General features: G+C 67.3%; 20 protein-coding genes. 12 read left to right on the top strand and 8 right to left on the bottom strand.

Features of this window, described 5'->3' with window-relative positions:
- A partial coding sequence (locus RU09_RS10480) for a BMP family lipoprotein (RefSeq protein WP_042540327.1) occupies window positions 1-1,108 on the bottom strand: 1,108 nt, incomplete at its 3' end.
- Between the two features lie 147 nt (window positions 1,109-1,255).
- Complete coding sequence (locus RU09_RS10475) at window positions 1,256-2,371, bottom strand: mannose-1-phosphate guanylyltransferase (RefSeq protein WP_042540325.1); 1,116 nt, start codon at window positions 2,369-2,371, stop codon at window positions 1,256-1,258.
- Between the two features lie 179 nt (window positions 2,372-2,550).
- On the opposite strand from RU09_RS10475, the gene sdhC reads away from it, so the two are divergent.
- The 6 genes from sdhC (at window position 2,551) to RU09_RS10445 (ending at window position 8,179) form a co-directional block, all read left to right on the top strand.
- On the top strand, window positions 2,551-2,985 hold the full coding sequence (gene sdhC, locus RU09_RS10470) for a succinate dehydrogenase, cytochrome b556 subunit (RefSeq protein ID WP_072591539.1): 435 nt from the start codon (window positions 2,551-2,553) through the stop codon (window positions 2,983-2,985).
- Window positions 2,985-3,428, top strand: coding sequence for a succinate dehydrogenase hydrophobic membrane anchor subunit (locus RU09_RS10465; RefSeq protein ID WP_042540324.1), 444 nt, complete (start codon window positions 2,985-2,987; stop codon window positions 3,426-3,428). The genes sdhC and RU09_RS10465 overlap by 1 nt, the downstream gene beginning before the upstream one ends.
- Before the next feature lie 19 nt (window positions 3,429-3,447).
- A complete protein-coding gene (gene sdhA / locus RU09_RS10460) occupies window positions 3,448-5,274 on the top strand; it encodes a succinate dehydrogenase flavoprotein subunit (protein WP_042540323.1) in 1,827 nt (608 codons plus the stop codon).
- Window positions 5,275-5,276: 2 nt separating this feature from the next.
- Entirely contained in the window at window positions 5,277-6,044 is a 768-nt protein-coding gene (locus RU09_RS10455; protein ID WP_042540321.1) for a succinate dehydrogenase iron-sulfur subunit, read from the top strand.
- A gap of 76 nt (window positions 6,045-6,120) precedes the next feature.
- A complete protein-coding gene (locus tag RU09_RS10450; protein ID WP_042540319.1) occupies window positions 6,121-7,326 on the top strand; it encodes a YihY/virulence factor BrkB family protein in 1,206 nt (401 codons plus the stop codon).
- 10 nt (window positions 7,327-7,336) lie between these two features.
- Window positions 7,337-8,179, top strand: coding sequence for an exodeoxyribonuclease III (locus RU09_RS10445; RefSeq protein ID WP_197066003.1), 843 nt, complete (start codon window positions 7,337-7,339; stop codon window positions 8,177-8,179).
- Between the two features lie 66 nt (window positions 8,180-8,245).
- Here the strand turns inward: RU09_RS10445 and RU09_RS10440 are convergent, their stop codons facing one another.
- Window positions 8,246-8,578 (bottom strand): hypothetical protein, encoded by a 333-nt coding sequence (locus RU09_RS10440; RefSeq protein ID WP_042540332.1) that lies wholly within the window; start codon window positions 8,576-8,578, stop codon window positions 8,246-8,248.
- 57 nt (window positions 8,579-8,635) lie between these two features.
- On the opposite strand from RU09_RS10440, the gene trpS reads away from it, so the two are divergent.
- Window positions 8,636-9,640 (top strand): tryptophan--tRNA ligase, encoded by a 1,005-nt coding sequence (trpS, locus tag RU09_RS10435; RefSeq protein ID WP_079113214.1) that lies wholly within the window; start codon window positions 8,636-8,638, stop codon window positions 9,638-9,640.
- 24 nt (window positions 9,641-9,664) lie between these two features.
- Window positions 9,665-10,495: a hypothetical protein gene (locus RU09_RS18915; protein WP_231567509.1), complete on the top strand. Its 831-nt coding sequence runs from the start codon at window positions 9,665-9,667 to the stop codon at window positions 10,493-10,495.
- 32 nt (window positions 10,496-10,527) lie between these two features.
- Here RU09_RS18915 and pth read toward each other — a convergent pair whose 3' ends face one another.
- Window positions 10,528-11,109: an aminoacyl-tRNA hydrolase gene (gene pth, locus RU09_RS10425; protein ID WP_042540313.1), complete on the bottom strand. Its 582-nt coding sequence runs from the start codon at window positions 11,107-11,109 to the stop codon at window positions 10,528-10,530.
- Window positions 11,110-11,228: 119 nt separating this feature from the next.
- Window positions 11,229-11,837 carry a 50S ribosomal protein L25/general stress protein Ctc gene (locus RU09_RS10420; protein ID WP_042540311.1) on the bottom strand — a complete coding sequence of 203 codons (609 nt, stop codon included), beginning with the start codon at window positions 11,835-11,837 and terminating at the stop codon, window positions 11,229-11,231.
- 222 nt (window positions 11,838-12,059) lie between these two features.
- Here RU09_RS10420 and RU09_RS19035 point away from each other — a divergent pair, with 222 nt between their 5' ends.
- Entirely contained in the window at window positions 12,060-12,185 is a 126-nt protein-coding gene (locus tag RU09_RS19035; protein ID WP_256381367.1) for a hypothetical protein, read from the top strand.
- A gap of 97 nt (window positions 12,186-12,282) precedes the next feature.
- Window positions 12,283-13,731: an NADP-dependent phosphogluconate dehydrogenase gene (gene gndA, locus RU09_RS10415; RefSeq protein ID WP_042540310.1), complete on the top strand. Its 1,449-nt coding sequence runs from the start codon at window positions 12,283-12,285 to the stop codon at window positions 13,729-13,731.
- A 58-nt stretch (window positions 13,732-13,789) separates the two neighbouring features.
- On the opposite strand, the gene RU09_RS10410 is transcribed toward gndA, so the two are convergent.
- Both RU09_RS10410 and RU09_RS10405 read right to left on the bottom strand, forming a co-directional pair.
- On the bottom strand, window positions 13,790-14,515 hold the full coding sequence (locus RU09_RS10410; RefSeq protein ID WP_082041093.1) for an ABC transporter ATP-binding protein: 726 nt from the start codon (window positions 14,513-14,515) through the stop codon (window positions 13,790-13,792).
- 59 nt (window positions 14,516-14,574) lie between these two features.
- Window positions 14,575-16,038, bottom strand: coding sequence for an ABC transporter permease (locus RU09_RS10405; RefSeq protein WP_042540308.1), 1,464 nt, complete (start codon window positions 16,036-16,038; stop codon window positions 14,575-14,577).
- Between the two features lie 164 nt (window positions 16,039-16,202).
- On the opposite strand from RU09_RS10405, the gene RU09_RS10400 reads away from it, so the two are divergent.
- Window positions 16,203-16,931, top strand: a complete 729-nt coding sequence (locus RU09_RS10400; RefSeq protein ID WP_042540306.1) for a response regulator transcription factor — start codon at window positions 16,203-16,205, stop codon at window positions 16,929-16,931.
- A 26-nt stretch (window positions 16,932-16,957) separates the two neighbouring features.
- Complete coding sequence (locus tag RU09_RS10395) at window positions 16,958-18,430, top strand: ATP-binding protein (protein WP_156145903.1); 1,473 nt, start codon at window positions 16,958-16,960, stop codon at window positions 18,428-18,430.
- Between the two features lie 116 nt (window positions 18,431-18,546).
- On the opposite strand, the gene RU09_RS10390 is transcribed toward RU09_RS10395, so the two are convergent.
- On the bottom strand, window positions 18,547-19,417 hold an 871-nt coding region (locus tag RU09_RS10390; protein WP_042540302.1), incomplete at its 5' end, for an FAD-dependent oxidoreductase.

Raw genomic sequence — 19,417 nt, 5'->3', positions numbered from 1 at the left:
GGGAGTTCTCCGACTCCACCGTGATGTCACCCGAGATGATCTGCTCCTGCAGAGCCGAGATCTCATCGAGCAGCCCGTCGGGCAGGTCGCCCTCGAAGGCACCGAAGCCCGAGAGCTTGACGCCCTCGTTCTCGAGCGTGCCGATGTAGGGAGCCGGGTCGAAGTCACCCTCGGATGCGGCGACGGTCGCGTCCTCGACGGCGACGTCGATGGCCTTCATGATCGAGAAGAGGGTGACATCGGCCACGCTCTCATCGGCCACCGCGAGGTCGCTGTCGACGCCGACCAGCAGCGTGTCCTTGCCGCTGTCGGCGATGGCCGCCGCAGCGCTCTGGTAGATCGGTCCACCGACCGGGAGGATCACGTCGACGCCCTGGTCGAGCACGCCCTGAGCGGTCTGCTTGGCGGTGTCGTTCGCGTCGAAGCCGCCGGTGAAGGAGCCCTTCTGCGTGGCGGCGTCCCAGCCGAAGACCTCGACGGCGCCCGACTTGTCCTCGTTGTACTTCTCGACGCCGAGCTGGAAGCCGTCCATGAACACGGCGACCGACGGGATCTGCATTCCGCCGAAGGTGCCGACCTTGTTCACGCCCGATGCAGCAGACCAGCCGGCGGCGGCGTAGCCACCGAGGTAGGCGGCCTGAGCCGTGTCGAAGACGAGGGGCTTGATGTTGGGAGCATCGGTGGTGCCGTCGAAGTCGTTGTCGGCATAGTCGTCGATGATCGCGTAGTCGATCTCGGGGTTGGCGAGAGCGGACTCGACGGTCGCGGCGGAGAGCTTGAAGCCGACTGCGACGATGAGCGAGCAGCCCTCCGAGACAGCGGTCTCGAGGTTGGGCGCGTAGTCGTTGTCGTTGGCGGACTCGAACTCGATCGGCTTGACGCCGAGAGTCTCCGCTGCGCGGTCCATGCCCTCCTTGGCGGACTGGTTGAACGACTTGTCGTTCCAGCCGCCCGCGTCCGAGACGAGGCAGGGGATGAAGTCGGAGTCAGCCTCGCCGCCGCCGGTGCCGCCCGATTCGGTGGGAGCCTGGCCGCAGCCGGCAAGTGCGAAGACGACGCCAGCGGCGATGGTCGCGCCGAGCAGCTTCTTGGTGGTGGAGATGGTCAACTCATGCCTCCTGAACGGTGCCGCGGCCCTCGCGGATCGCTCAAAGTTACCTAGTGTTTCGACTTTTGTGCATGCACGAGGGCGAAGCGCTGGCGAATGGTTACAAACCTGAAACCAAGACAGCCGATGAGCGACGGTGCGTGCTCATCAGAGCACGTCGCTCCGCCCCGTCAGCTTCAGGGACTCGACGACACCCTTCACCCGCTGCGCATGTTCTATCGTCGTGACGAGCAGAGCGTCTGGCGTGTCGACCACCACGATGTCCTTCACGCCGATCAGGCTGATCACGCGAGAGGTCTGACTGACCAGGATCCCGCTGGCAGCATCCGACAGCACCCGGGCTTTCGGCCCGAGCACGGCGAGGTCGTTCTTCCGCCCGTTGTTGATGAGCTTGGTGAGGGAGGCGAAGTCCCCCACGTCGTCCCAGTCGAAGTGCCCGGGCACGACCGCGAGGCGTCCGCGTCGCGCAGCCGGCTCAGCCACCGCGTAGTCGATCGCGATCTTCTTCAGCCCGGGCCAGATCCGATCCACGGCGGGGCCGCGGCGCTCACGGTCGTCCCATGCCTCGGCGAGCTCGAGCAGCCCGGCGTGCAGGGCCGGCTCGTTCGCGGCGAGCTCATCGAGCAGCACGCTCGCCTTGGCGATGAACATTCCGGCGTTCCAGAGGTAGCCGCGGTCGGCGAAGTAGGCCTTGGCGGTCTCGAGGTCGGGCTTCTCGACGAAGCTCTCGACCAGGGCGGCCTCGCGCGCCCCTTCGACGAGGAGCTCCGCGCCCCTCTTGATGTAGCCGAAGCCGATCGCAGGCTCGGTCGGAGAGATGCCGATCGTGCAGATGTATCCCTCGCGCGCGACCTCGACGGCGTCGCGGACGGCGAACTCGAACACACGCGTGCTGCGGATGACGTGGTCGGCGCTGAACGAGCCGATGATCACGTCGGGGTCTCTCCGATGCAGGACTGCGGCCGCCAACCCGATCGCCGCCGCGGACTCGCGCGGCTCCGACTCCAGGAACACATTCAGATCCGGTATTCCGGGCAGCTCCGCCTCCACCGCCGCGCGATGGGCCCGGCCGGTGACCACGGCGATCCGGTCGGCCCCGGCCAACGGCTCCAGCCTGTCCCACGTGTCGCGCAGCAGAGAGTGCCCGGAACCCGTGAGATCGTGCAGGAACTTCGGCGCGTCCGCGCGGGAGAGAGGCCAGAGTCGGCTGCCGATTCCGCCGGCAGGGATCACGGCGTAGAAGTTCTCGATGGGTTGGCTCACCCTGCCAGGGTATCTCCACGGAAAGTCTCGACATCGAGACACTTAGGCTCCCCTTCGTCGCCCGCAGTCGTCTCACGGGAATAGGATGGTGTCCGATCGGCCGTGCCTGATGACAGCAGGCTCACGCTTGGAAGACGCACTGCACGCGACCGAGTCACTTCGATCCAGGGAGGACGACCGTGTCCACAAGCGCTCGCTTGACACCGTCGATTTCGGAAACCACTTCCAAGACGCCACGCGGCACCCTCTACCGGGGTCGCGAAGGCATGTGGTCGTGGGTGCTTCACCGCATCACCGGAGTCGCCATCTTCTTCTTCCTGTTGGTGCATGTGCTCGACACTGCACTCATCAGGGTCTCCCCCGAGGCGTACAACGCCGTCATCGGCACGTACAAGAACCCGATCATGGCGCTCGGCGAGGTCGTGCTGGTGGCAGGCATCGTGTTCCACGCGATGAACGGCCTCCGCATCATCGCCGTCGACTTCTGGTCCAAGGGTGCCAAGTACCAGCGCCAGCTGTTCTGGGGCGTGCTTCTTGTGTGGGGCATCATCATGGCGGGCTTCGTGCCTCGTCACCTGATGCTCGCGTTCGCCGGCTTCGGAGGAGGACACTGATGACCGCTCAGACCGTCGCAGCCCCTGTCCGCCGTCAGCGCGGATTCAACCTCGAGAAGTGGGGCTGGCTCTTCATGCGCGCCTCCGGCCTCGTGCTCGTCGTGCTCATCTTCGGGCACCTGTTCATCAACCTGATGGTCGGCGAGGGCATCCACGCCCTGGACTTCGCGTTCATCGCCGGAAAGTTCGCCACGCCGTTCTGGCAGTGGTGGGACGTCCTCATGCTCTGGCTCGCGCTGATCCACGGCGCCAACGGCATGCGCACGATCGTCAATGACTACGTGACGAACAACACCGCTCGCAAGGCGCTGATCTGGGCCCTCGGCCTGGCCGCAGCCCTGCTCATCATCCTCGGCACCCTGGTCGTCTTCACGTTCGACCCGTGCCTCGGCGTGACCGAGTCGAGCACACTGTGGGAACAGTGCCAGACGCTGGGCAAGTAGAAGAGAAGGCATACGAGAAGTGACTACCGAGACCCAGGATTCCGTCGTGCGCGACGGCGTGCACTACCACCAGTTCGACATCGTGATCGTGGGCGCCGGCGGCGCCGGCATGCGAGCGGCCATCGAGGCAGGCTCCGGCGCGAAGACCGCGGTCATCTCCAAGCTCTACCCGACGCGGTCGCACACCGGTGCGGCGCAGGGCGGCATGGCGGCTGCGCTCGCGAACGTCGAGGAGGACAGCTGGGAGTGGCACACCTTCGACACCGTCAAGGGCGGCGACTACCTGGTCGACCAGGATGCTGCGGAGATCCTCGCCAAAGAGGCGATCGACGCGGTCATCGACCTCGAGAACATGGGTCTCCCCTTCAACCGCACGCCCGAGGGCAAGATCGACCAGCGTCGATTCGGCGGCCACACCGCCGAGCACGGCAAGACCCCGGTGCGCCGCGCATGCTACGCCGCCGACCGCACCGGTCACATGATCCTGCAGACGCTGTTCCAGAACTGCGTCAAGCTCGGCATCAACTTCTTCAACGAGTTCTACGTCCTCGACCTGCTCACGGTGAAGGACGCCGACGGCAAGACCCAGATCTCGGGCGTCGTCGCATACGACCTCTCGACCGGTGAGCTGCACGTGTTCCAGGCCAAGGCCGTGATCTTCGCGACCGGCGGCTTCGGCAAGATCTTCAAGACGACCTCGAACGCGCACACCCTCACGGGTGACGGTGTCGGCATCGTCTGGCGAAAGGGCCTCCCCCTCGAGGACCTCGAGTTCTTCCAGTTCCACCCGACCGGACTGGCCGGACTCGGCATCCTCCTCACCGAGGGCGCCCGCGGCGAGGGAGCCATTCTGCGCAACGCCTCGGGCGAGCGCTTCATGGAGCGCTACGCACCGACGATCAAGGACCTCGCACCGCGCGACATCGTCGCCCGCTGCATGGTGCAGGAGGTGGCCGAAGGCCGCGGCGCCGGTCCTCACAAGGACTACGTGCTGCTGGACTGCACTCACCTGGGTGCCGAGGTTCTCGAGACCAAGCTGCCCGACATCACCGAGTTCGCCCGCACGTACCTGGGTGTCGACCCGGTCGTCGAGCCCGTGCCGGTGATGCCGACGGCCCACTACGCGATGGGCGGCATCCCCACGAACAACGACGCAGAGGTTCTCGCCGACAACACCACCGTCGTCCCGGGTCTCTACGCCGCGGGCGAGTGCGCCTGCGTCTCGGTGCACGGCGCCAACCGTCTCGGCACCAACTCGCTGCTCGACATCAACGTGTTCGGCAAGCGCGCAGGCCGCAATGCGGTGGAGTACGTCAAGACCGCCGAATTCGTGCCGCTTCCGGAGAACCCCGCCGGGTTCGTCTCCGGGATGCTCGAGGGCCTGCGCAACAACCAGGGCACCGAGCGCATCGCCGTGCTCCGCAAGGCGCTGCAGGACGAGATGGACAAGGGCGCGCAGGTCTTCCGCACGCACGAGTCGCTCGAGCACGTGCTCGGCGTCATCAAGGAACTGCGCGACCGCTACATGAACGTGCACGTCGACGACAAGGGCAAGCGGTTCAACACCGACCTGCTCGAGGCCGTCGAGCTGGGTTTCCTGCTCGACATCGCCGAGGTCGTCGTCTATGCCGCGCAGAACCGTGAGGAGAGCCGGGGCGGCCACATGCGCGACGACTTCCCCACCCGCAACGACGAGAAGTACATGCAGCACACGATGGCCTATCTCACGGGCGATCCGCACTCCTCCACTCCGAGCGATCACATCAAGCTCGACTGGAAGCCGGTCGTGTTCACGAAGAACGAGCAGGGCGAGTTGAACTACCCGCCGATGGAGAGGAAGTACTGAGCATGTCGAACGCCATCGCCGAAGCTCCCGCAGACACGACGCAGGACACGGGCATCCAGTCGTTCATCGTCACGTTCAACATCCGTCGATTCGACCCCGAGATCGACTCCGAGCCGCACTGGGTCGACTACGACGTGGAGCTGTACTCGACCGACCGCGTCCTCGACGCCCTGCACAAGATCAAGTGGGAGGTCGACGGCTCGCTCACGTTCCGCCGCTCGTGCGCCCACGGCATCTGCGGCTCTGACGCGATGCGCATCAACGGTCGCAACCGCCTGGCGTGCAAGACGCTGATCAAGGACCTCGACATCTCGAAGCCGATCTACGTCGAGGCGATCAAGGGCCTGCCGCTCGAGAAGGACCTCGTCGTCGACATGGAGCCGTTCTTCGCGTCGTACCGCGAGGTGCAGCCGTTCCTCGTCGCGAACTCCGTGCCGGAGAAGGGCAAGGAGCGGGTCCAGTCGATCGCGGATCGCGAGATCTTCGACGACACGACCAAGTGCATCCTCTGCGCCGCGTGCACCTCGTCGTGCCCCGTCTTCTGGACCGACGGTCAGTACTTCGGACCCGCGGCGATCGTGAACGCGCACCGCTTCATCTTCGACTCCCGCGACGACAACGCTGCGGTCCGTCTCGACATCCTCAACGACAAGGAAGGCGTCTGGCGCTGCCGCACGACCTTCAACTGCTCCGAGGCCTGCCCCCGCGGCATCGAGGTCACCAAGGCCATCGCCGAGGTCAAGCAGGCAGTGCTTCGCGGTCGTCCCTGACTCTCGCGCGCTGACGACGACGGGCGGGCTCCTTCACGGAGTCCGCCCGTTCTCTCTGTGTGGATAGGGTGAGGATGTGTCTGATCCTGCTGGCGCCGAGAGCGAGCCCCGCCGCCTCGACGCGGCCGTCGAACGGGCCACCGCACTGACCCAGCGCACGCTCGGGCTGTTCCCCGTGCGCGTGTGGCGTCACTTCCTGCAGCACAACGGGTTCCTCCTCGCAGCGGGCGTGAGCTACCAGGCGCTGTTCGCGATCTTCGCGGCGATCTATCTCGCCTTCGCCATCGCCGGTCTCTGGCTCGGAGGCAGCACCGAAGCGGTCGACGGCATGATCGACATCATCAACAGCTACATCCCCAACCTGATCCAGGACGAGGGCGGGGTGTTCACCCCGCAGCAGGTGCAGGAGATCGCTGCGAGCACGACCGGGCTGCTCAGCATCACCGGTCTGATCGCGCTCGGAACCGTGATCTGGACGGCCATCGGCTGGGTGACGTTCTCGCGACGCGCGACGCGCGACATCTTCGGCCTGCCGCCCGACCGTCGCAGCTACGTCATCCTGAAGGCGAGGGATCTGCTCGCCGCGCTGATCTTCGGAGCGTCGCTGATCGCCGGTTCACTGCTCAGCTCCGCCAGCGCGGTCGCGATGAGCTGGATCTTGAGCCTGCTGGGATGGGGATCCGCCCTCGACGGCCTCACCAGCATCCGGATCGGCACCGTGCTCGTGTCCTTCGCGCTGCTGTCGGGCGCACTCGCGGCGATGGTGCGCTTCCTCACCGGCACATCCCTGCACTGGAGCACGATCTGGCCGGGCGCGCTCCTCGGCGGCGGGGCGATGACGATCCTCCAGTTCGGCGCGGGATTCCTGCTGAGCTACACGCCGACGAATCCGCTGCTCGCCACGTTCGCGATCTTCATCGGTCTGCTGCTGTGGTTCAGGGTGAACGGCGTGGTGATGCTGGTCGCCTCCTCGTGGATCGCCGTCGCGGCGAAGGATCGTGACCTGCCGCTGCTGGCTCAGTCCGACGCGGAGCGGCGGGCGGCTGAACACCAGACCCTGGTGGCAGCAGCCCGCATCCGCGTGCGCGAGGCGCACGAGGCTCGCGAGACGGCTCCGTGGTACCGCGCCTGGGCCGCCGCCAGGGCCGTGCATGCGACGGAGCAGGAGCTCGCCGACCTGGAGGCCTCTGCTCCCCCGCCCGTCGATGCGAGCTCCGCCTTCGCCCAGCGTCTGCTGGCCGATCTGCAGCGTCCGTCGAAGGATGTCGGCGGCCCTCGTTAGGCTGGTGAGCATGCCTCATCTGCGTATCGCTTCGGTCAATGTCAACGGGATCCGAGCGGCGGCTCGCAACGGTATGAGCAGCTGGCTCGATGCGGCCGACGTCGACATCCTGACGCTGCAGGAGGTCCGCGGGCAGGACGAGCACCTCGAGGCCGCGCTTCCCGGATGGACGTTCGTGCACGACGAGGCCACGGCCAAGGGACGCGCCGGAGTGGCGATCGCGAGCCGCGTGCCGGCCATCGCCTCCCGCACCGAGTTCGGCGACGACGACTTCGATTCGAAGGGACGCTGGATCGAAGCTGATTTCCTCATCGGAGACCGCCCGCTCACGGTGGTCAGCGCCTACGTGCACAGCGGCGAGGCCGACACTCCGAAACAGGAGGAGAAGTGGAAGTTCCTCGATGCGTTCGGTGTGCGTCTCGCGGACCTCGGCGATGATGACGGCGCGCTCGCTCTCGTGACCGGTGACCTGAACGTCGGCCATCGCGAACTCGACATCAAGAACTGGCGGGGCAACCGCAAGAAGGCCGGTTTCCTCCCCCGCGAGCGCGCGTACTTCGACCGGTTCCTCGGAGCGGCGGGCGAGACGGTCGAGTCCGCAGACGGCTCGACCGGCACCGGTCTCGGCTGGGTCGACGTCGGGCGCGTGTTCCACGGTGAGGTCGACGGGCCGTACACGTGGTGGTCGATGCGCGGTCAGGCATTCGACAACGATTCGGGGTGGCGCATCGACTACCACCTCGCGACTCCCGCGCTCGCCGAGCGGGTCACGGCCTATCACGTCGCCCGCGCGGCCGCGTACGACCAGCGCTGGAGCGACCACGCTCCGGTCGTGGTCGACTACAGCTACTGACCTCTCGCGCACCGACTGCCTGCTGTCCGGGTCGCGGTTTCGGTCCGGGTCTCGGTCCGGGTGCGATCAGGCCGTGACGAGAGCGACGACCAGTGCGGCCGCGACCGCGAGGTATCCGAGCATGCTCCACAGGTAGGCCGTGCCCCGGAGTGCGCGAGGGAACACGAGCGGCACCGCGATCGCGACGAGGATGCCGGCGATGAGCGCGAGGAACGTGCCGAAGATGATCCCATAGCCATGCGGGTCGCCTCTCGTCCATCCGAACCGGCTGCTCAGCGCCACCCACGCGAGCAGGACGAACGGTGCGCCGAACAGCACCGTGAGCACGACTCCGATGATGCGAGAGACGCCATCGCCGCGTTCCTCGTCGGCGCCGGCGGCATCCGGAGCAGTCGTCATGGAGCGAGTCTCCCCCGCCGGCTCGCGGACCACCACCACCCCCATAGGATTGATACCGTGACGAAACCTCGCCTCTACTCAGGAATGCAGCCCTCCGCCGACTCTCTGCAGATCGGCAACTACATCGGAGCGCTCCTGCAGTGGCGGGACCTGCAGAGCTCGTACGACGCGTATTTCTCCGTTGTCGACCTGCACGCGCTCACGGTCGCACAGGACCCCGCGGAGCTGCGTGAGAAGACCCGCCGGACCGCCGCCCAGTACATCGCCGCGGGCATCGAGCCCTCGCTGTCGACGCTGTATGTGCAGTCGCACGTCCGCGCGCACGCGGAGCTCGCCTGGATCCTCTCGACGATCACGGGTTTCGGTGAAGCCGGCCGCATGACCCAGTTCAAAGACAAGTCAGCGCGCTACGGCGCCGACGCGACGAGCGTCGGCCTGTTCACCTACCCGGTGCTGATGGCCGCCGACATCCTGCTCTACCAGACCGACGTCGTGCCTGTCGGCGATGACCAGAAGCAGCACGTCGAGCTCACGCGAGACCTGGCCGAGCGCTTCAATTCGCGGTTCGGAGAGACGTTCGTCGTGCCCCGACCCGTGATCCAGAAGGACACGGCGCGCATCTACGACCTCCAGAACCCGACGTCGAAGATGTCGAAGTCGGCAGAGAGCGACGCAGGCGTGCTGTGGATGCTCGACGACCCGGCGAAGTCGGCGAAGAAGATCATGCGCGCGGTGACCGACAACGAAGGCTCGGTCCGCTTCGATCGCGAGAGCAAGCCCGGCGTATCGAATCTGCTGACCATCTACGCGGCGCTCTCAGGACGACAGGTTCCCTCGATCGAAGACGAGTATGCGGGCCGCGGCTACGGCGACTTCAAGAAGGGGCTCGCCGAAGTGGTCGTGAACGAGTTCGAACCCGTGCGTGCTCGTGCACTCGAACTTCTCGATGACCCGGCCGAGCTCGATCGGATCCTCGCGCAGAACGCCGCGCGCGCGGATGCCGTCGCCGACGCGACCCTCGGAGCGGTCTACGACCGGGTCGGACTGCTTCGTCGCGTCTGACCTCGACAGCCATAGGATGGGGGCGTGACTGATCCGCAGCAGCCCCCGTCCGGTGCCGTCCCCCCTGTGCCTCCCGTGCCCCGGTCGGACGAGGAGCAGCCGCAGTTCGCATCGCCCGTCTCGTCACCGGCGCCGCAGATCTCGACGCCGGCGCCGCCCGCACCGCCTTCGTACTCGACGCCTCCGGCTCCGCCCGCGCACCAGGGCGCGCCTCCCGTCTACCAGGGCGCACCCCCCGCGGCTCCCGCCGCACACAGCGAACAGGCCTTCCCCGCTCCCGCCGCCCCGACCCAGCCGTTCTCCGCCGGTCTGCCCGCACCCGCATACCCGGCACCGACGGGCGCCCCCGTGTACCTGCATCCCGCGGGTCAGCAGCTCGGCGCACCGACCTACCAGGCAGCTCCTCCCGGCGCCTACCAGGTTCCGGTCGGTGGCTACACGGCGCCCGCAGGCGCGTATCAGGCGCCGATCACCGGGGAGAAGAAGTCCGGGCTGATGGGCATCCTGGCGCTGATCCTGGCGATCGTGGCCACTGTCGTCACGCCGATCGTCGCCGGAGTCGCAGGCTTCGATATCGGTCGTCGTCTCCCGGGCGGTCTCGACACGACCGATCCCGACTTCCTGTCGGTCCTCTCGCCCGCGCGTGACCAGGTGCTGTGGGCGGAGATCTCGTTCTGGACCGGGACGATCCTCGGCATCGCCGCCATCGTCATCGGCATCATCGCGATTCGCAAGAAGCAGGCGCGCGGCGCGGGCATCACTGCACTCGTCGTCGCGGTGCTCGGCCCGATCATCTTCTGGGTCGTCCTGCTGGTCACCCTGTCGACCGGCACCGCGACCGGCTTCCTGCCGTAACGAAGCGGTGCGACGACCGCACCTCGTTCGGATCAGCGTGGCGCGTGGTGCTTCTGCTGCGCGGAGAGCAGGCCCTCCTCGACGAGCAGCTCGACCGCGTCCGCCCCGTCTGACACGAGAATCGGCAGATTCGCGCGCTCGTCTTTGCTGAACGGCGAGAGCACCCAATCGGCGGGGTCCTGTCGGCCCACCGGGCGACCGATGCCGACGCGCACCCGCGGGAACTCCGGCGTGGTGAGGGCGCGGGCGATGTCGCGCACCCCGTTGTGTCCGCCGTGGCCTCCGCCGATCTTGAGCTTGACGGTGTCGAAGGGGATGTCGAGTTCGTCGTGGACGACGATGACCTGCTCCGGCGGCACCGAGTAGAAGCGAGCGAGAGCCGCCACCGGAGTGCCGGAGACGTTCATGAACGTGTTGGGCTTGGCGAGCACGAGCTTGTCACCGCCCGGACGCACCCAGGTCTCGACGACACGCGCCCCGCCCTTGTGCTCGCGAAAGCTCTCGCCACGGCGCGAGGCGAGCTCGTCGACGACCATCTGGCCGATGTTGTGGCGCGTGGCCTCGTATCGCGGGCCGGGGTTGCCGAGCCCCACCACGAGCCAGGTGGATGCCATGTGATCGTCCTCTCGCATGCGGGCCCTTCGCGGTGCCCGGGTCAGGATACGACAGAGGGGGCGCGATCTGCTCGCGCCCCCTCTGTGATGCAGTCAGCTGTGCGCTGCGCCTGCGGAGATCACTCCGCGGCGGGAGCCTCCTCGGCGGAAGCCTCGTCGGCTCCGGCCTCGTCCTCACCGAGCGACTCCTCGGCCGGGATCGCGATCGCGACGACGAGCACCTCGGGGTCGGTCAGCAGCGTCGAGCCCTTGGGGAGCGTGACGTCGGCGGCGGTGATGTGCGCGCCCTCTTCGAGACCCTCGACCGAGACCTCGACGTTCTGCGGCAGGTGCGTGGCCTCGGCCTCGATAGAGATCGTGTTCGCGTCCTGGTTGACGATCGTGCCGGGAGCCGGCTCTCCGGTGACGATGACGGGAACGTCGATCGTGACCTTCTCGCCCTTGCGAACGACCAGCAGGTCGATGTGCTCGATGATCTGGTGCACCGGGTCGCGCTGGACATCCTTGACGAGGGCGAGCTGGTCCTTGCCGTCGATGTCGAGCTCGAGCAGCGCGTTCGCGCGGCGGATGATCAGCGAGACCTGGTGGCCGGGCAGTGCGACGTGCACGGGGTCGGTGCCGTGACCGTAGATGACGGCGGGGATCTTGCCTGCGGCGCGCAGACGACGGGCGAAGCCCTTGCCGAAGCTCTCGCGGAGCTCGGCCTTGACCTTGGTGTCTTCGGACATGGGGTTCTCCTTCGGGGCACGCAGCGACAGCTACGCGGTGGTCTTGGAATTGTTCTCGAACGCAGACACGTGAGGAAAGCCACCGGCTTGCTTCGCCGCGTCGATAACGGATGCCAGCGCACGCGCAGAAGCATCCCTCGCCGAGGTACTCCTCTCATGGTACCGGATGAGCCGATAGGCTGAGAACACCGATCCCCTCTCTGCAGAACATGGAGTTCCCACATGCTCGACGGCGTCTTCTTCTCCCACGCGATCGCCTGGCTCATCGGCGCGATGACCGTGTGCGCCGCAGGCTTCACCTTCGCGGCTCTGTTCTCGCTCGGGCGCTCGGGGTACCGCAAGGACTGACCTCCTCGCGTCCGACACCACCCGTCACACGGGAACACCACCCCGGACGCCGCGATAATCTGGGAGCATCCCCTTCTTCTCGATCTAGGAGCCATCTGTGCCCGAAGCATCAGCGAACATCGGAGTCGTCGGACTCGCCGTCATGGGTTCGAACCTCGCCCGCAACCTCGCCAGCCGCGAGGGCAACACGGTGGCGATCTTCAACCGCAGCTACGAGAAGACCGAGACGCTCGTCTCCGAGCACCCTGAGGCCGGCTTCATCCCGGCCAAGACGTACCAGGAGTTCGCCGACTCGCTGCAGAAGCCGCGCACGGCGATCATCATGGTCAAGGCCGGCGGCCCGACCGACGCCGTGATCGACTCGCTCGTCGAGGTCTTCGAGCCGGGCGACATCATCGTCGACGGCGGCAACGCGTACTTCCCCGACACGATCCGCCGCGAGAAGGCCGTCCGCGAGACGGGCATCAACTTCGTCGGCGCCGGCATCTCGGGCGGCGAAGAGGGCGCGCTCACGGGCCCGTCGATCATGCCCGGCGGCTCGGACGAGTCCTGGATCACCCTCGGCCCGATCCTCAAGTCGATCGCCGCGATCGCCGAGGGCGAGCCGTGCGTCACGCACGTCGGCCACGACGGCGCGGGCCACTTCGTCAAGATGGTGCACAACGGCATCGAGTACGCCGACATGCAGCTGATCGCCGAGGCCTACGACCTCATCCGTCGCGGCACGGGCAAGTCCCCCGCCGAGATCGCCGAGATCTTCGCCGAGTGGAACAAGGGCGAGCTCGAGTCGTACCTGATCGAGATCACCGCAGAGGTGCTGCGCCAGGTGGATGCCGAGACCGGCAAGCCGCTCGTCGACGTGATCCTCGACCAGGCCGGGGCCAAGGGCACCGGTGCATGGACCGTGCAGACCGCCCTCTCGCTCGGCGTGCCGGTGTCGGGTATCGCCGAGGCCACCTTCGCCCGATCGCTGTCCTCGCACCCCGAGCAGCGCGAGGTCGCAGGCTCTCTTCCCGGCCCTGACGACGCGTTCACCGTCGCCGACGAGGCCGCGTTCATCGAGGACGTGCGTCTCGCGCTCTACGCCTCGAAGATCGTCGCCTACTCGCAGGGCTTCGACGAGATCCGCGCGGGCGCGGCAGAGTACGGCTGGAACATCGACCTCGGTGCGATCAGCAAGATCTGGCGCGGCGGCTGCATCATCCGTGCGCAGTTCCTCAACCGCATCGCTGACGCCTACGCCGCAGAGCCCGGCCTGCCCGTGCTGCTGACGGCTCCCTACTTCACCGAGGCGATCACGCGCGCGCAGGCGCCGTGGCGTCGCGTCGTGGTCGCGGCGGCTCAGGCCGGCATCCCCGCTCCGGCGTTCTCGTCGTCGCTGTCGTACTACGACGGCATCCGCGCCGACCGCCTCCCGGCCGCCCTCGTGCAGGGACAGCGCGACTTCTTCGGTGCGCACACCTACAAGCGCATCGACAAGCCGGGCACGTTCCACACGCAGTGGTCGGGCGACCGCACCGAGATCGAAGCCGAAGACACGCACTGAGCGCTCTCTGACGCATGACGAAGGCCCCGGCGAGTGTCGCCGGGGCCTTCGTCATGTCTCACCTGGTGATGTCCTGCACCGTCCCCTTCGCGAGCCGCAGCCGCCTCGTCGCCCGGCGAGCCACCGCCGAGTCGTGCGTGACGACGATCATGGTGATCCCCTCGGCGCACAGTCCCTCGAGCAGCGTGAGGATCTCGTCTCGCATGCTCTCGTCGAGGTTGCCGGTCGGTTCATCGGCCAGCAGCACCCGAGGCCGCTTCACGATCGCCCTGGCGATAGCCACGCGCTGCTGCTGACCGCCCGAGAGCTCGGTCGGCAGGTGGTCACCACGGTCGTCGAGGCCGACGTGAGCGAGCGCCTGCGCCACGCGGGCCGATCGCTCGGCGCGGCTCAGCGAGGCAGGCTCGAGCGCCATGTTCACGTTCTCGGCAGCCGTGAGGGTCGGGATGAGGTTGAATCCCTGGAAGACGAAGCCGATCTCCTCGGCCCGGATGCGAGTGAGCTCACGAGCGGATGCGGAGGCGAGCTCGATGTCGCCGAGCTTCAGCGACCCCGAAGACGGCTTGTCGAGCGCTCCCAGCAGTTGCAGCAGCGTCGATTTGCCTCCTCCAGTGGGCCCCTGGATCGTGACGAACTCGCCGGGGTCGATGGTGAGATCGACACCGGTCAGCGCCTTCACCGTCCTTGCCTTCTGCCGGTAGGTGCGAGTGACGCCCTGCGCGCGGTATATCGGCGCCGCGGCATCCGTCCCGTTCGCCGCGGGGGCGATGTCTGCGATGGTCATGATGTCTCTCCTCTGTCTGTGATGTCTCGTGAACTCTGTCTGTGATGTCTCGTGAACCGTCAGGCGACGGAACGCAGTGCTTCGGCAGGGCTCAGTCGCGCCGCCCGCCATCCGCCGAACGCTCCGGCCACGAGGCCACCGAGCACGGCGAGACCGACGGCCGCGACCAGCACCCAGGGGGTGAAGGGGGCCTGCAGCACGATGTCGGCCCCCTGTTGCGTCTGGAACATGCCGCCACCTCCGATGGGTCTGCCACCCGTTCCCCCGGGGCCGCCTTCGGCAGTGCCCGCGGCAGCAGCGGCGACCGTCGGCTTCACGAGGTTGATGACGACGATCCCGGTGATGCCGAGCACCAGGCCTACGGCGCCGCCGATGAGTCCCTGCACCATCGACTCGCCCGCGACCTGGCGCACGACACGGCCGTTGGACCAGCCGATCGCTTTGAGGGTGCCGAACTCTCTCGTGCGACGTGAGACGCCCGACAGCGTCAGCAGCACCGAGAGCAGCACGGCGACCGCGAGCACGATGATCGACAGCCAGGTGCCGAGGTTCGTGATCAGCGAGGTCGCGCTCGACAGCGACCCTGAGACGGTCGATGCGAGCTCGGACTGCGACGTGACGGTGGCATCGGGAAGCTCGTCGGCGAGTGCCGTCTGCACAGCGTCGATGGACGCCGCCGACTCGGCCTGCACGTAGACGGTCGAGACGACGTCTCCGGCGCCCGAGAGCTCCTGGGCCGTGTCGAGGGGCAGGTAGACGTTGGCCGCGGTGTCGGCGGAGTCGGAGGTGGATGCCACGATGCCGACGATCTCGACATCGGAACCGGCGACGTCGATCGTGTCACCGACGGCGATCTCGTTCGTGCTCGCGTAGGTGACGTCGACGAGGGCGACGAGCGCACCCGCATCATCGCTGTCGAGAGCGCGGCCGTCGCTGATCTCGACCGAGGCGAGCGGACCCACCGACGTCACGGCCGGATCGATGCCGAGCACCGTGAACGACTCGACGCCGAAGGAGCCGCCACCGGCGCCGCCCTGGGGCGGTGCGTCGCCCTCGGTGGGAGCGGCGCCCTCAGCGGTTCCGTCCTGCGCTCCGAAGCCGCCGCTGGGCAGCTCACCCGAGAAGGTCGAGTTCGTGAGGCTGAGCGCAGCGGATGCCGCCGTCACGCCGTCCGTCGCCGTCACCGTGTCGAGCACGGTCGCGTCGAGAGTTCCGCGCATGAAGTCCGTCATCAGGGTCGACTGACTCAACGTCGTCGTGTCGCCTTCGGTGGCTCCGTCCTCCGATCCGAAGTCGAAGCGCTGACCACCGCCCTCCCCCGGCTCAGCCGCGGCCCCGGTGACCGTGAGGTCGGTTCCGACGCCGTAGACCGACTCCAGTGCCTGGGCCTGCGCATCGCGCACTCCCGCGGTGAGCGCGTTGACGACGATGACCAGGGCGATCGCGATGGCGAGCCCGATCGCGACGATCATCGTCTGTCTCTTGCGGCCTGCCAACTCGCGCCGCAGATATGTCCCGTACATGTGTCTCCTTCCGCCGCGCCGTTCGCGGGCCGATGATGACGCTAGGGAGCGGACTTTTGCGAGTTCGAGGGAGGAGTGATGAGAAGACTATGGCCGGCGGATCTCACAGCCCACGCATAGCGCTCTCCATAGAAACCCCATAGGTGATTCCGCAGAATGTACTCATGAGCTCCGATCTCCCCGAACTGCGCCGCCCCGACGGCTCCCCCCTGCGCATCCTCGCCGTCGACGATGAGCAGATGCTCACCGATCTCCTCGCGATGGCCCTGCGGATGGAGGGCTGGGAGGTGCGCACCGCATCATCCGGCCTGGAGGCGCTGCAGGTCGCGCGCGAATTCGAACCCGACGCGCTCGTGCTCGACATCATGATGCCCGACCTCGACGGCATGGCCGTGCTGCGGCGCCTTCGCGAATCCGGCAGCCTCGTGCCGGTGCTCTTCCTCACTGCGAAGGATGCCGTCGGCGACCGGGTCGCCGGCCTCACCGCCGGTGGTGACGACTACGTCACGAAGCCGTTCAGCCTGGAAGAGGTGATCGCCCGACTGCGCGCGATCATCCGCCGCACCGGACACGCGACGGCCGACGATGGCCAGTCGATCCTCCGCGTCGCCGACCTCACCCTCAACGAGGACAGCCACGAGGTCGTCCGCGACGGCACCGAGATCGAGCTGACCGCGACCGAGTTCGAGCTGCTCCGCTATCTGATGCGCAACGAGCGACGAGTGCTGTCGAAGGCCCAGATCCTCGACCGGGTGTGGAGCTACGACTTCGGCGGCAAGTCGTCGGTCGTCGAGCTGTACATCTCGTACCTTCGCAAGAAGATCGACGCCGGGCGCACCCCGCTGCTGCACACGGTGCGAGGTGTCGGCTACATGATCAAGGCACCCCAGTGAGCCTGACGGGGATGGCTCGGCGACCGATGAGTCTGCAGACACGGCTGATGACAGCCGTGATCGGGTTCGTCTCGCTCATCCTCGTGATCGTCGCCGTGATCACCAGCGCTCTGCTCGGCAGCACACTGGAGAGACAGCTCGAGGATCGCCTGCACAGTTACTCGAATACGGTGACACAGTGGGTCAGCCGGGTGCCCGCGCAGTTCGCGAACATGGACAACATCCTCGAGATCAACGACGCCCGCGTCCCAGGACTCCTGCTGGCGGTGTCCAGCACGGAGGGCGGAACCAGCGGAGTGCTCTTCCCCGACACCAAAGACGAATGGGGCGGCGTTCCGCAGAAGCTGACCAGCGAAGACCTCGATCGTATCGACGCGGCACTCGGCGGCCAGCCCAGTGCGACAGTCACCATCGACGACTTCGGCTCGTACATGGTCTTCGCGAAGCAGGCGCCCAACGGTGTCAACGTCGTCACCGGACTCCCCCGCACCGAGATCCAGAATCAGCTGACGACTCTGCTCACAGTGATCGCCCTGGCGACGATCGGAGGCCTCATCCTGTTGGCGCTCACCACGGCGATCACCATCCGCGTGGGGCTGAGACCATTGCGTGCGGTCGCGGCGACGGCAACCCGGGTGGCGAATCAGCCCCTGGACCGAGGTGAAGTGCAGATCACCGAGCGCGTTCCCGCATCGGAGGCCGATCCGCGCACGGAGACCGGCCTGGTCGGCTCGTCTCTGAACAAGCTTCTCGACCACGTCAACGACTCCCTCGCCTCGCGTCAGAAGAACGAGGAGCGGATGCGCCGGTTCGTCGCCGACGCGAGCCACGAGCTGCGCACTCCGCTGTCGTCTATCCGCGGGTACTCCGAGCTCTCGCTGCGCGCGTTGAAGCAACAGGGTGGCGAGGCGGCCGTCGAGAGCACCACCACGTCGCTCGAGCGCATCCAGGCTCAGTCGCTGCGCATGACGCGCCTCGTCGAGGACCTGCTGCTGCTCGCCCGTCTCGACGAGGGACGGGAGCTGGTCTACGGCACCGTCGACCTGACCCAGCTCGCGCTCGAGGGCCTCTCCGACGCACGCCCGACTGCGGCAGACCATCACTGGAACATCGAGGCTCCTGATGAGCCCATCGTCATCGTCGGCGACGCCGGACGGATGCACCAGGTCGTCGCGAACCTTCTCGCCAACGCGCGGACGCACACCCCCGCGGGCACCTCGATCACGCTCAGCGTGAGTCGCGAAGGTGATGAGGCCGTGTTGCGGGTGCACGACGACGGGCCCGGTATCGACCCCGGCGTGCGAGATGAGCTCTTCGCCCGGTTCGCGCGTGGCGACAGCTCCCGCGCTCGGCAGACCGGCGGCACCGGCCTCGGGCTGGCCATCGCGAAAGCGATCGTCGAGGGCCACGGCGGCCACCTCACCGTCGCCAGCCAACCCGGCGACACGACGTTCACGGTGCGACTCCCCCTGAGCCCGGCCACTGCATCCACCGACTGACGTCCCGTCCCCAAAGGCTGCGGGGTCAAAAGAACATCGGAAGCAGGCGATCCCGGTGCGTTTTTGACCCCGCAGGACATGCCTCGGAGTAGACGCACGCCGAGCGGAACCCCGGCTCAGTATCCGGCGAAGGCGTCTGTCGTGAGGGAGCGGGCCTTCTGCAGCGCGGGAGCGAGGTCGGCGATGAGCCGCGGAGGACCGGAGATGTACGAGTGCCGCTCGCCGATGTCGGGAACGTGACGCTCGAGGCCTGCGGCGTCGAGGCGCGCGCCCTGCGCCCAGGTCCAGTGCGTCGGAAGGTTCGCAGGCTCATCGCGCGTGAAGACGATGACGCGCGCGCCGGTGGCGGCCAGCTCGTCTCGGAACGCCAGCTCCGAGCTGTCGGAGGCCACATAGACCAGCACGATGTCACGCTGCTGCTCCGTGAGCTGGAGTTGCCGCAGCTGCGACACGAACGGCGTCACGCCGATGCCTGCGGCGACCATCAGGACGGGCGTCTCCGAACGCGGGAGGAGGAAGTCGCCCCACGTGCCCGTCACGGCGAGAGCTGAGCCCGGTTCCGCTGCAGCCAGTGCGCGCTTGTAGCTCGACGGATGCTTCTGATCGCCGTCCTTATAGGCGATGCGGAGCGTCGGGAGGTCTGCCGGGGCCGAGACGATGCTGAACTCACGGCGGGTTCCGCGGGCATCCGGTCGGGCGTGCGGCACATCCAGTTCGAGGTACTGTCCCGGAAGGAATCTCAGCTTTCCCTGTGCGCGGAACGTCAGCTCCTGAGCGGTCGGCGTGATGAACTGCCGCTTCTCGAGCACGAGCCGCACCGACCCTCGCAGCGCGAAGGCGAACGCGAGCAGGTTCCCGATGAGCAGCGCCCGCTCCTGCCCGAGGGTGAAGAGGCCGCCGATCGCGATCGGCCAGCCGGCGAGTGCTCCGACGAGAACCGCCACCGAGAACTGCTGCCACCGGCGCGGCGGCAGCGTCAGCGGTTCG

This window comes from Microbacterium sp. MEJ108Y, from assembly GCF_000834175.1.
GTDB lineage: Bacteria > Actinomycetota > Actinomycetes > Actinomycetales > Microbacteriaceae > Microbacterium > Microbacterium forte.
This window is presented reverse-complemented; position numbering and strand designations above follow the sequence as displayed.